This window comes from Microbacterium oryzae, from assembly GCF_030406385.1.
GTDB lineage: Bacteria > Actinomycetota > Actinomycetes > Actinomycetales > Microbacteriaceae > Microbacterium > Microbacterium oryzae_A.
Genome location: NZ_JAUEPM010000002.1, coordinates 296951 through 310301 on the forward strand (window position 1 = coordinate 296951; position 13351 = coordinate 310301).

General features: G+C 70.5%; 11 protein-coding genes. 6 read left to right on the top strand and 5 right to left on the bottom strand.

Going from position 1 to position 13351, the window contains the following annotated elements:
- Nucleotides 1-37 precede the first annotated feature (37 nt).
- The gene (locus tag QWJ90_RS05395) at nucleotides 38-1090 is read left to right on the top strand and encodes a Gfo/Idh/MocA family protein (RefSeq protein WP_290106662.1); all 1053 of its coding nucleotides are present in this window, start codon (nucleotides 38-40) and stop codon (nucleotides 1088-1090) included.
- 9 nt (nucleotides 1091-1099) lie between these two features.
- Here the strand turns inward: QWJ90_RS05395 and QWJ90_RS05400 are convergent, their stop codons facing one another.
- Nucleotides 1100-2269 carry an RtcB family protein gene (locus QWJ90_RS05400; RefSeq protein WP_290106663.1) on the bottom strand — a complete coding sequence of 390 codons (1170 nt, stop codon included), beginning with the start codon at nucleotides 2267-2269 and terminating at the stop codon, nucleotides 1100-1102.
- 15 nt (nucleotides 2270-2284) lie between these two features.
- Complete coding sequence (locus tag QWJ90_RS05405) at nucleotides 2285-3790, bottom strand: sugar ABC transporter ATP-binding protein (RefSeq protein ID WP_290106664.1); 1506 nt, start codon at nucleotides 3788-3790, stop codon at nucleotides 2285-2287.
- A gap of 124 nt (nucleotides 3791-3914) precedes the next feature.
- On the opposite strand from QWJ90_RS05405, the gene QWJ90_RS05410 reads away from it, so the two are divergent.
- The 5 genes from QWJ90_RS05410 to rhaS all read left to right on the top strand — a co-directional run bounded on the left by QWJ90_RS05410 (nucleotide 3915) and on the right by rhaS (nucleotide 9736).
- Nucleotides 3915-4916 carry a LacI family DNA-binding transcriptional regulator gene (locus QWJ90_RS05410; protein ID WP_290106665.1) on the top strand — a complete coding sequence of 334 codons (1002 nt, stop codon included), beginning with the start codon at nucleotides 3915-3917 and terminating at the stop codon, nucleotides 4914-4916.
- 137 nt (nucleotides 4917-5053) lie between these two features.
- Nucleotides 5054-6559, top strand: coding sequence for a sugar ABC transporter ATP-binding protein (locus QWJ90_RS05415; RefSeq protein WP_290106666.1), 1506 nt, complete (start codon nucleotides 5054-5056; stop codon nucleotides 6557-6559).
- On the top strand, nucleotides 6556-7590 hold the full coding sequence (locus QWJ90_RS05420; RefSeq protein WP_290106667.1) for an ABC transporter permease: 1035 nt from the start codon (nucleotides 6556-6558) through the stop codon (nucleotides 7588-7590). The genes QWJ90_RS05415 and QWJ90_RS05420 overlap by 4 nt, the downstream gene beginning before the upstream one ends.
- Nucleotides 7587-8636, top strand: a complete 1050-nt coding sequence (locus tag QWJ90_RS05425) for an ABC transporter permease (protein WP_290106668.1) — start codon at nucleotides 7587-7589, stop codon at nucleotides 8634-8636. The genes QWJ90_RS05420 and QWJ90_RS05425 overlap by 4 nt, the downstream gene beginning before the upstream one ends.
- 41 nt (nucleotides 8637-8677) lie before the next feature.
- Nucleotides 8678-9736, top strand: a complete 1059-nt coding sequence (gene rhaS, locus QWJ90_RS05430; RefSeq protein ID WP_290106669.1) for a rhamnose ABC transporter substrate-binding protein — start codon at nucleotides 8678-8680, stop codon at nucleotides 9734-9736.
- A gap of 61 nt (nucleotides 9737-9797) precedes the next feature.
- Here the strand turns inward: rhaS and QWJ90_RS05435 are convergent, their stop codons facing one another.
- The 3 genes from QWJ90_RS05435 to QWJ90_RS05445 all read right to left on the bottom strand — a co-directional run bounded on the left by QWJ90_RS05435 (nucleotide 9798) and on the right by QWJ90_RS05445 (nucleotide 13284).
- Entirely contained in the window at nucleotides 9798-10499 is a 702-nt protein-coding gene (locus QWJ90_RS05435; protein ID WP_290106670.1) for a hypothetical protein, read from the bottom strand.
- A gap of 176 nt (nucleotides 10500-10675) precedes the next feature.
- Nucleotides 10676-11788: a baeRF11 domain-containing protein gene (locus tag QWJ90_RS05440; RefSeq protein WP_290106671.1), complete on the bottom strand. Its 1113-nt coding sequence runs from the start codon at nucleotides 11786-11788 to the stop codon at nucleotides 10676-10678.
- Between the two features lie 62 nt (nucleotides 11789-11850).
- Nucleotides 11851-13284, bottom strand: a complete 1434-nt coding sequence (locus QWJ90_RS05445; protein WP_290106672.1) for an amino acid permease — start codon at nucleotides 13282-13284, stop codon at nucleotides 11851-11853.
- Nucleotides 13285-13351 lie beyond the last annotated feature (67 nt).

Consider the following 13351-nt stretch of genomic DNA (forward strand, 5'->3'; position numbering starts at 1 on the left):
TCGGCGGCGGCCGCGCGGCACTCTCGAAAGGACGACGATGAGCTCTCCCGAGACCACCCCGGCTTCGAGCGCGACGACGGGCGGATGGGCCGTGCTCGGTCCTGGGCAGATCGCGCGTCGGTTCCTGGCCGACCTCTCCTCAGCCGGCGGCGGGATCGTCGCGGTCGGCAGCTCCGACCCGGGGCGGGCGCGCGCATTCGCGGATGAGGCGGAGGCGAGCGGCGACGCCGACGTCTTCGCCGGCTCGTACGAGGACGCGCTCGCCGATCCGCGCGTGCGCGCGGTCTACGTGTCCGCCGTGCACACGGCCCATCCCGATCTCGTGAGCGCGGCCATCCGAGCCGGCAAGGCCGTGCTGTGCGAGAAGCCGCTGTCGGTGAACGAGGCCACCACCGCCACCCTGGTCAGCGAGGCTCGCGGCGCGAGCGTGCCGCTCGTCGAGGCGTACATGTACCGGTTCCATCCGCAGACGCGCGCGGTGCTCGACCTCGTCCGCGACGGCGTGATCGGGCGGGTGCTCCACATCGACGCGGCGTTCGCGTTCGCGATGCCCGAGCGCGAGGGGCGGCTGTTCGACCCCGCCGTCGCGGGCGGTGGCATCCTCGACGTCGGCGGGTACCCGGTGACGATGGCGGCGGCGATCGTCGACGCCGCGGAGGGCATGCACGCCGCGGAGCCGCTCGTCTTCTCGGCCGCCGGCGTCGTGGGCCCGACCGGAGTGGACGAATGGGCGGTGGCCCGCGCGACCTACCGCGGCGGCATCACCGCGACCCTCGCGACGGGCGTGCGCGTGGACGCGCCGAACGACGTGACGATCCTCGGCGACAAGGGACGCATCCGCGTCGCCGACCCGTGGACGCCGACGGGCGCGACGACCATCGAGCTCGCCACGGTGGATGGCGGTGCTCGGGTCGTCGAGATCGACGCCGCCCCCGCCTATGCGCTGGAGGCGAGCGCCGTGCTCGCCGCGCTGGCGGACGGCACCGGCGAGGCGACGGAGATGACGCACGCCGAGACCCTCGCGACGGTCCGGACGCTCGACCGCTGGCGCTCGGCGCTCGGCGTGCGCTTCCCGTTCGAGACGGACTAGGGCCCACCGTCAGTCGCCCTTCACGTTGACGAGCTGCCGCAGGGTGTGCCGCACGGTCACGAGGTCGTCCGCGTCGGTCATCACGCGGTCGATCGGCTTGTAGGCCTGCGGGATCTCGTCGAGGAACGCGTCGGTGTCGCGGTACTCGATGCCGGCCATCGCCTCGCGCAGCTGCTCGCGCGTGAAGGTGCGGCGGGCGGCGGATCGGGAGTACTCCCGCCCGGCGCCATGGGGCGAGGAGTTCAGTGACAGCGCGTTGCCCTTCCCCTCGACGATGTACGACGCCGTCCCCATCGAACCGGGGATGAGCCCGGGGCGGCCCGCGTCGGCGAGGATCGCGCCCTTCCGCGACACCCACACGCGCTCGCCGAAGTGCACCTCCGACTCCGTGAAGTTGTGGTGGCAGTTGATGCGCTCGAGCTCCTCGACCTCCGTGCCGAGGAAGCCTCCCAGCTGCTCGGCAACGCGGTCCATCATCTCCTCGCGGTTGAGCAGCGCGAAGCGCTGGGCCCACCGCAGCTCGCGGATGTACTGCGCGAACTCGCCACTGCCCTCCTCGAGGTAGGCGAGGTCGCGGTTCGGCAGGTCGATCCGCGCGTCGCGGCAGATCCGCTGCGCGATGGCGATGTGGTGCTGCGCGATGCGGTTGCCCACGCCGCGTGAGCCCGAGTGCAGGAACATCCACAGCGCGTCCGTCTCGTCGACGGACACCTCGATGAAATGGTTGCCGCTGCCGAGCGAGCCCAGCTGCAGGCGCCAGCCCTTCGCGCGCGCAGCCGGATCGAACCCCGCCTCGGCCGCCAGCCGCTCGAGCTCGGCGATGCGGGGTGCCGCGGTGGCGGTGATCCTGCGATTCGCATGCCCGGCGGAGAGCGGAACCGCGCGCTCGATCCGTCGACGCAGGTCGCCGAGGTCGCGCCCGGTGAGATCGGCGCGCGTGAACGGCGTGCGCACGGCGATCATGCCGCAGCCGATGTCGACGCCGACGGCGGCCGGCATGATGGCGCCACGCGTGGGGATGACCGAGCCGACGGTCGCGCCGAGTCCGAGATGGGCGTCCGGCATGAGCGCCAGGTGCGGGTGGATGAACGGCATCTGCGACGACGTGCGCGCCTGCGCGATGGTCTGCTCGTCGATCAGGCTCGCCCACGACAGCAGCCGATCCGACAGCCTCTCCATGGTCTTCCCCTCTCCCTAGCCGCCGGTGGCCGCCCTGATGACGGCCTCCGGGGTGGCGGCGTGCCGCGGCAGCTCGGCCGCGATGCGGCCCTCCCGCATGACGAGCACGCGGTCAGACATCCCGAGGATCTCCGGCAGCTCCGACGAGATCATGAGGATGGCCATCCCCTCGCCCGCGAGCCCGCTGAGGAGCCGGTGGATCTCGGCCTTCGAGGCCACGTCGATGCCGCGCGTGGGCTCGTCGACGATGAGCAGCCGCGGCCGGGTCGCGAGCGCGTTCGCCAGCACGACCCGCTGCTGACCGCCGCCGCTGAGCGAGCCGGCGGGAGCGCTCAGCGAGGCGGCCCTGATGCGAAGGCGCTCGACCCACCCCCGCGCGGCCGCGCGCTCGGCCCTGCTCGAGAGCAGCCCGCGCCGCGCGAGCGACCGACGCGACGCCAAGGTGACGCTGCGGGAGATCGGCAGGCTCGGGATGAGCCCGTGCCGCAGGCGATCGGCGGGAACGAGGGCGATGCCGCACCGGATGGCCGCTGCCGGGCTCCCCGAGGGAACCCGCTCGCCGTCCACGAGCACGCGGCCCTCGTCGTACCGGTCGACGCCGAAGATCGCGCGGGCGAGGCCACTGCGTCCCGAGCCGACGATGCCGGCGAGGCCGACGATCTCGCCCGCGCGCACCGTGAGCGATACGTCGTGGAACGTGCCGCGGCTCTCGAGCTCCGTCACCTCGAGGACGGGCTCGCCGATCTCGGCGTCCTGCTTGGGGAAGAGCTCGGTGACGTCGCGCCCGACCATCGCGCTCATGAGCTCGTCGACCGTGGTGTCGTCGATGTCCATGGTGTCGACGAACGCGCCGTCGCGCAGCACGGTGATGGTGTCGCAGAGGTCGAAGACCTCGCCGAACCGGTGCGAGATGAAGAGGATGGCCCTGCCCTCGTCGCGCAGGCTCCGCACGATCGCGAAGAGCCGCTCGATCTCGCGGACCGAGAGCGCCGATGTCGGCTCGTCCATGATGAGGATGCGGGCGTCCTCGGTGAGCGCCTTCGCGATCTCGACGATCTGCCGATCGGCGATGGACAGCACGTCGGCGGGGAGATCGGGATCCATGTCGACGCCGAGGCGCCCGAGGATCCGCAGCAGCCGATCCCGCATGCCGCGGCGGTCGATCGATCCGAGCACGCCCCGCGGCTCGCGCCCGAGGTAGACGTTCTCGATGACGGAGAGGTGCGGGAAGAGCGTCGGCTCCTGGTGGATGACGGCGATGCCCGCGTCCCGCGACTGCGCGGGGGAGGTGAAGTCGACCGCCTCGCCGTCGATCTCGAAGCGCCCGCCGTCGCGGCGGTAGACGCCGGCGATGATCTTCACGATCGTGGACTTGCCCGCGCCGTTCTCGCCGACGAGCGCGTGCACAGACCCGCTCTCCAGGCGCAGGCTCGCCGAGCGCAGCGCGAGCACGGCTCCGAAGGACTTCACGACGCGGCGCATCTCGAGGACGGGCAGCGCGTCGGGATCGCGCGCGGTCATGCTCGCCCTCCTCCACGCTGAGCCGGACTGAATCGATTCGATCGGTCGCGGGACTACTCTAGGCGTAGTCGCGAGCTGCCTGCATCGGTGCACCAGCCATCCTGCTCGCGCACCGAGGAGAGCCGTGCCCGCCAGCATCCGCGACGTCGCGCAGCTCGCCGGGGTGTCCGTCGGGACGGTCTCGAACGTGCTGAACCGGCCAGACGAGGTCGCCGTCGACACGGTCGCGAAGGTGAACGCCGCCATCGAGCAGCTCGCCTACGTGCGCAACGACGCGGCCCGGCGCCTGCGGGCGGGCGTCAGCCGCACGGTGGGCTTCGTCGTGCTCGACGGGCAGAACCCGTTCTTCAACGACGTCGTCCGCGGCGCCGAGGATGAGGCCTTCCGCAACGGCATCGCGCTGCTGCACGGCAACACCGACGAGGACATCTCGCGCGAGCGGATGTACCTCGAGCTCTTCGAGGAGCAGCAGGTGCGCGGGGTGCTCATCGCCCCGCACGGCGACGTGGCGTCGCAGCTGCAGCGACTGCGCTCGCGCGGCATCCCTTCGGTGCTCATCGACCGCTTCAGCGGCGACGGCCGGTTCTCATCGGTCTCCGTCGACTCCCTCGCGGGCGGGCGGATGGCCGCTGAGCACCTCATCGGCATCGGCCGACGGCGGATCGCGGTGGTGGGCGGCCCCTTCGATCTGCGCCAGATGAACGACCGGCTCGCGGGTGCTCGGATCGCGGTGGACGAGGCCGACGAGGACGTCGAGCTGGAGATCATCGCGACCGAGGCGATGACGGTCACCGAGGGTGCGAGGGCGGGGGAGCGGATCCTCGAGCGGCCGCGACGCGATCGCCCGGACGCGGTGTTCGCGGGCAACGATCTTCTCGCACTCGGGCTCATGCAGTCGCTCGTCGTCTCCGGCCGCTCGCTCGTCCCCGAGCAGATCGCGCTCATCGGGTTCGACGACATCCCGTTCGCGGCCGCCGCGGCGGTGCCGCTGACCTCGCTGCGTCAGCCCAGTCGGATCATCGGCCGCACCGCGCTGCGGATCCTCCTGGAGGAGTCGAGTGACCCCGACGCCATCCCGCGGCAGACGGTGTTCCAGCCGGAACTCGTGGTCCGCGCCTCCGCCTGAGGTGAATCGGTTCAGGTCTCGGGATGGTCACGGCAGCTTCCTCGGCTTGACACGCCTTCCGCGGCACTCCTACAGTGGCACGCATTGGGACTGAATCGATTCAGATTCGTCCTCGACGAAGAGGGCAGGAGCAGCCGATGGCGGAGTCGCCGGTGCTGGAGCTGCGTGACGTGGAGAAGGCCTTCGGCTCAGTGACCGCACTGCGCTCGGGCACCATCTCCGTGGACGCAGGCTCCATCCATGCGCTCGTGGGCGAGAACGGAGCGGGCAAGTCGACGCTCGTGAAGATCGTCGCGGGCCTGTATCAGCGGGATGGCGGCGTCTTCCGCCTTCGTGGCGACGACGTGGACTTCACGTCCACCGCGCAGTCGAAGGCGGCCGGCGTGGCCGTCATCTACCAGGAGCCGACGCTCTTCCCCGACCTGTCGGTGACGGAGAACATCTTCATGGGCCGCCAGCCCACGACGCAGTTCGGCCGCATCGACCGCAAGGCCATGCGCCACGAGGTCGAGCGCCTCTTCACGCGCCTCGGCGTGACGATCGATCCCGATCGCCCCGCGGAGGGGCTGTCGATCGCCGATCAGCAGGTCATCGAGATCGCCAAGGCCGTCTCGCTCGACGCCTCGCTGCTCATCATGGACGAGCCGACCGCCGCCCTCTCCGGCGTCGAGGTCGAGCGCCTGTTCGCGATCGCGCGCAGCCTCCGCGACGAGGGCCGCGGGCTCATCTTCATCTCGCACCGCTTCGACGAGGTCTTCTCGCTCTGCGACACCGTGACCGTCATGCGCGACGGCGCCTACATCGCCACCAGCAGCATCGCCGAGACCAGCGTCGACGAGATCGTCCACCAGATGGTGGGGCGCGAGGTCACCGAGCTCTTCCCGAAGCTCGAGGCCGAGAAGGGCGGGCCGCTGCTCGAGGTCGAGGGCCTCACCAGCCCCGGCGTCTTCTCCGACATCACCTTCACCGTGCATGCGGGCGAGATCGTGGGGCTCGCGGGCCTCGTGGGCGCCGGCCGCAGCGAGGTCGCCCGCGCCGTCTTCGGCGTGGACGACTACACCGCCGGCAGCGTGCGCATGGGCGGCTCGGTCGTCCCCAAGCGCAACCCCAACGCCGCCATGCGTGCGGGCCTCGCGCTCGTCCCCGAGGACCGGCGCAAGCAGGGTCTCGTCGTCGAGGCGGGCGTGGGCGAGAACATCACCCTGTCCATCCGCAACCGCCTCGCCAAGCTCGGCCTCGTCACGAGCGGCATCGAGAACCGCGCCGCCCGCGAGTGGGCGAGCCGGCTCGAGGTCAAGAGCAACGCGCTCGACACCGTCGCGGCCACCCTCTCCGGCGGCAACCAGCAGAAGGTCGTCCTGGCGAAGTGGCTCGCGACGAACCCGCGCGTGCTCCTCATCGACGAGCCGACCCGCGGCATCGACGTGGGCACCAAGTCCGAAGTGCACCGTCTCCTCTCGCAGCTCGCGCAGCAGGGGATGGGCATCCTCATGATCTCGTCGGAGCTCCCCGAGGTGCTCGGCATGGCCGACCGCGTGCTCGTCATGCGCGAGGGCCGGATCACCGCTGAGATCGACCGCGCGGACGCCACGAGCGAGAACGTGATGCACGCCGCTACCCACGCCTCGGAGGCCGCAGCATGACCACCACCCAGGCGACCCGCGCCATCCCCGCCTCCGAGGTCACGCGCCACATCGGCACGCTCGGCAAGGCGCGCGAGTTCGGCATTCTCCTCGCGCTCGTCATCGTCGTCGCCGCGGCGACGGTGAAGAACCCCACCTTCCTCTTCAGCCCCGACGGATGGCGCGACCTCCTCCTCACGCCGTCGATCCTCGTGCTCGTGGCCGTCGGCCAGGCGATCGTCCTCATCACGCGCAACGTCGACCTCTCCGTCGGCTCCGTGATGGGCCTCTCCGCGTATCTGACCGGCCGGCTGTTCATCGACATCCCCGGCATCCCGATCGTCGTCGTCGTCATCCTCGCCGTGCTGTTCGGCGCCGTCCTCGGCCTCATCAACGGCGCGCTCGTCGCGTTCGCGAAGGTGCCGGCGATGGTGATCACGCTGGGCACGCTGTACGCCTACCGGGGCATCAACGTGCTGTGGACCGGCAGCGACCGTGTCAACGCGTCGGACATGCCGAAGAGCTTCCTCGCGCTCGGCACCGGCCAGATCCTGACCATCCCGATCCTCACGATCGTCGCGGTCATCGTGCTCGCCATCGCCGCCTGGTTCATGAAGAACACCCGCGGCGGCCGCGAGTACTACGCCATCGGGTCTGACCCGGCCGCGGCCGAGCTCTACGGTCTGCGCGTCACGCGACGCGTGCTCACCGCGTTCGTGCTCTCCGGCGCGCTCGCCGGGCTCGGCGGCGTCTTCTACGCGGCCCGCTACGGCACCATCAACTCGCAGGCGGGCTCGGGCTGGGAGCTCGACGCCGTGGGCGCGGCCGTCATCGGCGGCGTCGCGATCGTCGGCGGCGTGGGCTCGGTGTGGGGTGCGGCCATCGGCGCGATGCTCCTCATGACCATCAACCGCGCCCTGCCGATCCTCGGCATCCCCGACTTCTGGCAGCGCGCGGTCGTCGGCCTGCTCATCATCAGCGCCATCGTGCTCGACCGCGTGCTCGCGGTGCGGCAGAAGCGTCGGCTCATCGAGGCGAGGGAACAGTCATGACCACAGCACCCGTCACGTCGTCGAATCGCGTCGCCCGCGACTTCGACCGCCCGCTCTGGAAGCGGCTCGTGCTGAGCCGCGAGACCGCGATCATCGCGCTGCTCGTCGTCGTCGCGCTCGTCGCGGCGCTCACGGTGCGCGGCTTCGCGCAGCCCATCACGTTCACGTACCTGATCCTCGACGTCGCGCCGATCCTCCTCATCGCGCTGCCGATGACGCTCATCATGGTCACCGGCGAGATCGACCTCTCGGTCGGCAGCATGGTCGGGCTCTCCAGCGTGGTGACCGGCGTGCTCGTGCAGTCCGGCACCCCGTTCGAGCTGGCCGCGCTCGTCGCCCTCGTCGTCGGCGTGATCGGCGGCGCGTTCAACGGCTTCCTCGTGACCGTCGTCGGGCTCCCGTCGCTCGCCGTGACGATCGGCACGCTGGCGCTGTTCCGCGGCCTCGCCGTCGGCCTCCTCGGCACCACGGCCGTCACGAGCTTCCCCGAGATGTGGACCGACCTCGCGAAGGCCAAGTTCGCTGGCACCCCGATCCCCGCGATCATCGTGCCGTTCCTCGTCCTGCTGGTCGTGTTCGTCGTGCTGCTGCACTTCACCCCCTTCGGCCGCGGCATCTACGCCATCGGCCTGTCGAAGGAGGCCGCGCACTTCTCCGGCGTCCCGGTGGAGCGGACGAAGTTCGTGCTCTTCATCCTCGCCGGCGTCGTCTCGGCCTTCGCCGGCATCTACTACACGCTCCGCTTCGGCAGCGCCCGCGGCGACAACGCCACCGGCCTCGAGCTGCAGGTCATCGCGGCCGTCGTCCTGGGCGGCGTGTCCGTCTTCGGCGGCCGCGGCAAGATCCACGGCGTCATCGCCGCGGTGCTCCTCATCGGCATCCTCGCCAGCGCCCTGCGCTTGGCGAACGTGACGTCCGATGTCATCAACATCATCACGGGCGCCCTCCTGGTCGTCTCCGTGGTGGCCGCCAGCTTCCTGGCCTGGGTGCAGAAGGCGCGCCGCAAGCCAGGAGGAAGGGTGCGCGCAGCGGCCTCCACAGCATGACGGGCTCGCTCGACACCTCATACCCCACGAAAGGAAGAACAATGACGTTTGCACGCAAGGGTGCGGCTGCTGCCGCTCTCACCATGGGCGTCGCCCTGGCGCTCTCGGGTTGCGCTCTCGACTCCGGCAACTCCGACTCCGGTTCGAGCTCCGGCTCCGACAGCAGCAGCGACGGCGGTGACAGCAGCAACCTGACCGTCACGTTCCTGCCGAAGAACCTCGGCAACCCGTACTTCGACACCTCGTCGAAGGGCGGCGAGCGCGCGGTCGAGGAGTTCGGCGGCACGTTCGCCGAGGTCGGCCCCGCCGAGGCGACCCCCGACGCGCAGGTCAGCTACATCAACACCGCCACCCAGCAGGGCGTCGGCGCGCTCGTCGTCTCGGCGAACGACCCGCAGGCCATCTGCGACGCCCTCAACGAGGCACGCGACGCAGGCGTCAAGGTCGTCACGTTCGACTCCGACACCAACCCCGAGTGCCGCGACATCTTCGTGAACCAGGCTGACGCCGAGGGCATCGCCAAGGTCCAGGCCGACCTCATCGCCGAGCAGATCGACGGCGACGGCGAGATCGCCATCCTGTCGGCCGCCGCCAACGCGACGAACCAGAACACCTGGATCGAGATGATGGAGGAGTACCTCGGCAGCGAGTACCCCGACATCGAGGTGGTCGAGACGGTCTACGGCGACGACGACGACCAGACCTCGTTCGACAAGACCGCGGCGCTGCTGCAGTCGCACCCCGACCTCGAGGGCATCGTCTCGCCCACCACGGTCGGCATCGCCGCCGCTGCGCGCTACCTGCAGACCTCGGACTTCCAGGGCGAGGTCGCGCTGACCGGTCTCGGCACGCCGAACCAGATGCGCGAGTACGTCGAGGACGGCACCGTCGAGGCGTTCGCGCTGTGGAACCCGGAGGACCTCGGCTACCTCTCGGCCTACACCGCGCAGGCGCTGATCGCCGGGGACATCACCGGCGAGGAGGGCGACACCTTCGAGGCGGGCGACCTCGGCGAGTACACCGTCGGCGCGGACGGCGTCGTCCTGCTGGGCGACCCGTTCGTGTTCGACGAGGAGAACATCGGCGACTTCGACTTCTGAGTCGCCACGCAGAACGCCCGGCCCGTGCATCGCACGGGCCGGGCGTTCTGCTGTGGCCGGATCAGAACGAGATGCAGTTCCCGTCCTCGTACATGAGCAAGGACTCGGCCGTGTCCGGCACGATGTAGGCGGTGTAGCCCGTGAATGACGAACCAGGGTAGAGCGTGGGACCGTCGGACATCGCCGGCATGCCGTCGGCGTAGGCGATGGCCTCGCTGTCGTACAGCTCGCCCTCGGGCGTCGCGAGCGACAGGTCGAAGCTGGCGAGGCTGGGCTCGACTCCGTCCGGGTCGATGCCCGTCATCGTGAGCTCGACGATGACGTACGTGAAGCCGATGGGCGCCTCCTCGTTGAACCTGTTGTATCCGGCAACGGCGGCGTTGGCATCGGCGTCGACAACGCGACCGGTGAGCGAGTACTTCTCGCCGCCCAGCAGGCCCTTGGCCGTGTAGGGCTCGGGGAGCGGGTTCGCCCTGTCGCCCTGCTTCGCCGCCTGCGCCCCGGCGGCGAGCCAACCGTCGGACGCGCGAGCATCGCCTGCGCCGACCCCGCTGATCCCGTTGGCGGCGGTGATCAGGACGAACGCCGCGACGATCGCGCCGACGACGAGCGTGCCCATCCGGCCCTTCTTCTCACCTGACCGTGCGCCTGCGAGCGCAGTCGGCGCAATCCAGGCGGCCGCGACGCGCCTCCGCTCGATCCACTGCGCGCCGTCGTCGTCGCGCTCGGCGCGAGCGAATCTCGCGACATCCATGGTGGTCATGGTGGTGCCTCACGTCCTGAATTCATCCCCGTAGGGCGGGCGCGAGATCGCAGCGCCGCCACAACCTGAAGAGCGTCGGTATTCCGATCAGATACCTCGCGGCTCTTCGGCGTGTCCGAGGCGCGCAGAACGCCCGGCCCGTGCATCGCACGGGCCGGGCGTCTCGCTGTTCTCGATCAGGCCGGGGTCGGCACCGCGAAGCGCAGCACCGCGGCGAAGGGGCCGCCGTCGGTGAGCTCCTCGCGGCGCACCGCGCGCACCTGACCGCCGGACTGCAGCACGTGCGCGACGACGTCCTCGACGAGGGCCGAGTCGTCGCTGTCGGCCACGACGCGGCCGAACTCGTCGATCTTCCCCGGAACGTCGGCGGCGACGTCGAAGCGCAGCTCCGAGATCGCGGCGGCAGCGGCCGCCGCGGCCACCTCCGACACCCGCGAGGTGGCGAGCCCCTGCGAGCGGAGCTCTCCGAAGTGCTCCTTCCACGTCTCGGTGGCCGCCTTCTTGCGCTCCTCCAGGATGGTGCAGGCCTCCTCCACCAGCCGGTTGTCGTCAAGGGAGTCCGGGTGGGCGGGGATGGCGGCATCCAGCAGCGGGTCGTGGGTCGAGCGCGACCGGTAGGCGGCGGAGAGGTCCTCCGAGGTCGCGAGGATGAGCGGGGTGCCGCGCGGCACGATGCGAACCACCTCGTCCTGCACGATCTTGCAGTAGCGCTCCCGCTCGCTCTGGTCGCCGTCCGACCCACGGGCGCGGTCGCGGTCGGCCTGGCCCGCGTTCTCGGCGTGAGCGAAGGTGAGCTCGATGTCATCGGGCAGGACGAGCGGATGCTCGACCAGGCGGCCGTCGGCCAGGAGCTCGGTGAGGCGGGCCTTCCGCTTCGAGAGCTGGAGGACGAACGCGCAGTGGTGGTGATGCGGGGCACGCAGCAGCGCCCGCAGCGCGAACCGCGAGCCGATCGTCACGCGGTCCTCGACGTCGAAGGGCAGGCGGAAGGCCTCTCGGCGGTCAGGCGCGGCGAGCAGCAGGATCGACTGCGACTGGTGTTCCCAGAATGCGTCGTCGTCGAGGGCCGCGCGCAGGTGGGAGATCACCGCCTTCTGCTCGTCCTTGGGGATGTCGGTCTGGGCCAGGCGCTCCGCGGCTTCGTCGATGGCATCGCGGAGGGCGATGCGCACGCGCTCGTGATCCGTCGGTTTCGGCGAGGAGCCGATCGCGATCGTGACGCTCGCCGGATGGCGGTGGGCGAGCAGGTCGAGGAGCTGGCCGTCTTCTGGGATGTCCACGGTGAGCATGTGCCGACGATATGGGCGCCCGGCGCTGGCGCGCAGGGGGTTGCATCTGCCGATGCCGAGGGTTAGTGCACCTCGCGGAGCCGGTTCCCGCCATCCGCTCGCCGTGCGCGACGCGCCCTCACCTCGTAGGCCACCAGCAGGATGGCCACCCACACGGGGCCGACGATGACGGCGGTGCGGTACTGGGGGGAGAAGGCCATGAGCACGACGACCGCGGCGAGGAAGACGAGCACGATCCACGGTGTGACCCGCGCCCACGGGAGGGGGAAGGCGAGGCGAGCCGCGCCATCCGCCCCGATGCGTCGACGGAACTTCAGCTGGGTGATCATGATCATGCCCCAGTTGATGATCGCGGCGATGAGCGCGATCGAGAGCAGGTACTGGAAGGCGAAGTCGGGCCACAGGAACACGACGACGACCGCGAGCACCGTGACCGCCGACGAGGCGAGGACGCCCGCGACGGGAGCGCCGCGGCGCGAGAGGCGGCCGAGGAACGCCGGCGCGCTGCCCTGCTGGGCGAGGGAGTGGAGCATGCGCCCGTTGGAGTAGAGGCCGGAGTTGTAGACCGAGACCACGGCCGTCAGCACGACGAGGTTGAGGATGTGCGCGGCGCCGGGGATGCCGATCCGGTCGAAGATCTGCACGAACGGGCTGGTGCCGCCGTCGATGAGCGACCACGGCATCACGGCCATGATGACCGCGAGGGCGCCGATGTAGAAGATGAGGATCCGCAGGATGACCTGGTTGACGGCCTTCGGGATGGTCCGCCGAGGGTCCGCGGCCTCGCCGGCCGTGACGGCGACGAGCTCGGTGCCGCCGAATGAGAACGCGACGACCGCGAGGGACGCGACCGTGCCGCCGATCCCGTGCGGGAAGAAGCCGCCGTCGTCGACGAGGTGCGCGAAGGTGGGATCCGGCAGGTCGGTGCTGTTGTTGATGCCGAAGGCCACGACGACGATGCCGAGCACGATCATCGCGATGACCGCACCGACCTTCACGATGGCGAACCAGAACTCGAACTCGCCGAACGCGCGCACGCCGACGAGGTTGACGCCCGTGATGAGGACGAGCACGACGGCCGCCGACACCCACAGCGGCACCGCCGGCAGCCAGTAGTTCACGAACGAGCCGACGACCGAGAGCTCCACCATGGCCACGGCGATGTAGTTGAACCAGTAGTTCCAGCCGGACACGAAGCCCGCCCGCGGGCTCCAGTTGCGGTGAGCGAAGTGGCTGAACGCGCCCGACACCGGTTCATCCACCGACATCTCGCCGAGCGCGCGGATGATGAGGAAGATCACCGCGCCCACGACGAGGTACGCCAGCAGAACGGATGGCCCCGCCACGCCGATCGTGTCGGCCGAGCCGTAGAAGAGGCCGGTTCCGATCGCCCCGCCGAGCGCGATCATCTGGATGTGGCGGCCCTGCAGGGCGCGCTTCATGCGCGGGGCGTCATCGCTCGCGGACGCGGACGCGGGCATCCCTCGGGTCGTCATCCCTCCATCCTCGCGGATGGCGCGGGCAGCGCCGCGCGACCACCTGCTCCGCGGACCTCTAACGTTG

Bases quoted from the DNA above. Each gene is read 5' to 3' on its own strand.
- QWJ90_RS05395 (WP_290106662.1), top strand. From the start codon at position 38: ATGAGCTCTCCCGAGACCACCCCGGCTTCGAGCGCGACGACGGGCGGA.
- QWJ90_RS05400 (WP_290106663.1), bottom strand. From the start codon at position 2,269: ATGGAGAGGCTGTCGGATCGGCTGCTGTCGTGGGCGAGCCTGATCGAC.
- QWJ90_RS05405 (WP_290106664.1), bottom strand. From the start codon at position 3,790: ATGACCGCGCGCGATCCCGACGCGCTGCCCGTCCTCGAGATGCGCCGC.
- QWJ90_RS05415 (WP_290106666.1), top strand. From the start codon at position 5,054: ATGGCGGAGTCGCCGGTGCTGGAGCTGCGTGACGTGGAGAAGGCCTTC.
- QWJ90_RS05420 (WP_290106667.1), top strand. From the start codon at position 6,556: ATGACCACCACCCAGGCGACCCGCGCCATCCCCGCCTCCGAGGTCACG.
- QWJ90_RS05425 (WP_290106668.1), top strand. From the start codon at position 7,587: ATGACCACAGCACCCGTCACGTCGTCGAATCGCGTCGCCCGCGACTTC.
- rhaS (WP_290106669.1), top strand. From the start codon at position 8,678: ATGACGTTTGCACGCAAGGGTGCGGCTGCTGCCGCTCTCACCATGGGC.
- QWJ90_RS05435 (WP_290106670.1), bottom strand. From the start codon at position 10,499: ATGACCACCATGGATGTCGCGAGATTCGCTCGCGCCGAGCGCGACGAC.
- QWJ90_RS05440 (WP_290106671.1), bottom strand. From the start codon at position 11,788: ATGCTCACCGTGGACATCCCAGAAGACGGCCAGCTCCTCGACCTGCTC.
- QWJ90_RS05445 (WP_290106672.1), bottom strand. From the start codon at position 13,284: ATGACGACCCGAGGGATGCCCGCGTCCGCGTCCGCGAGCGATGACGCC.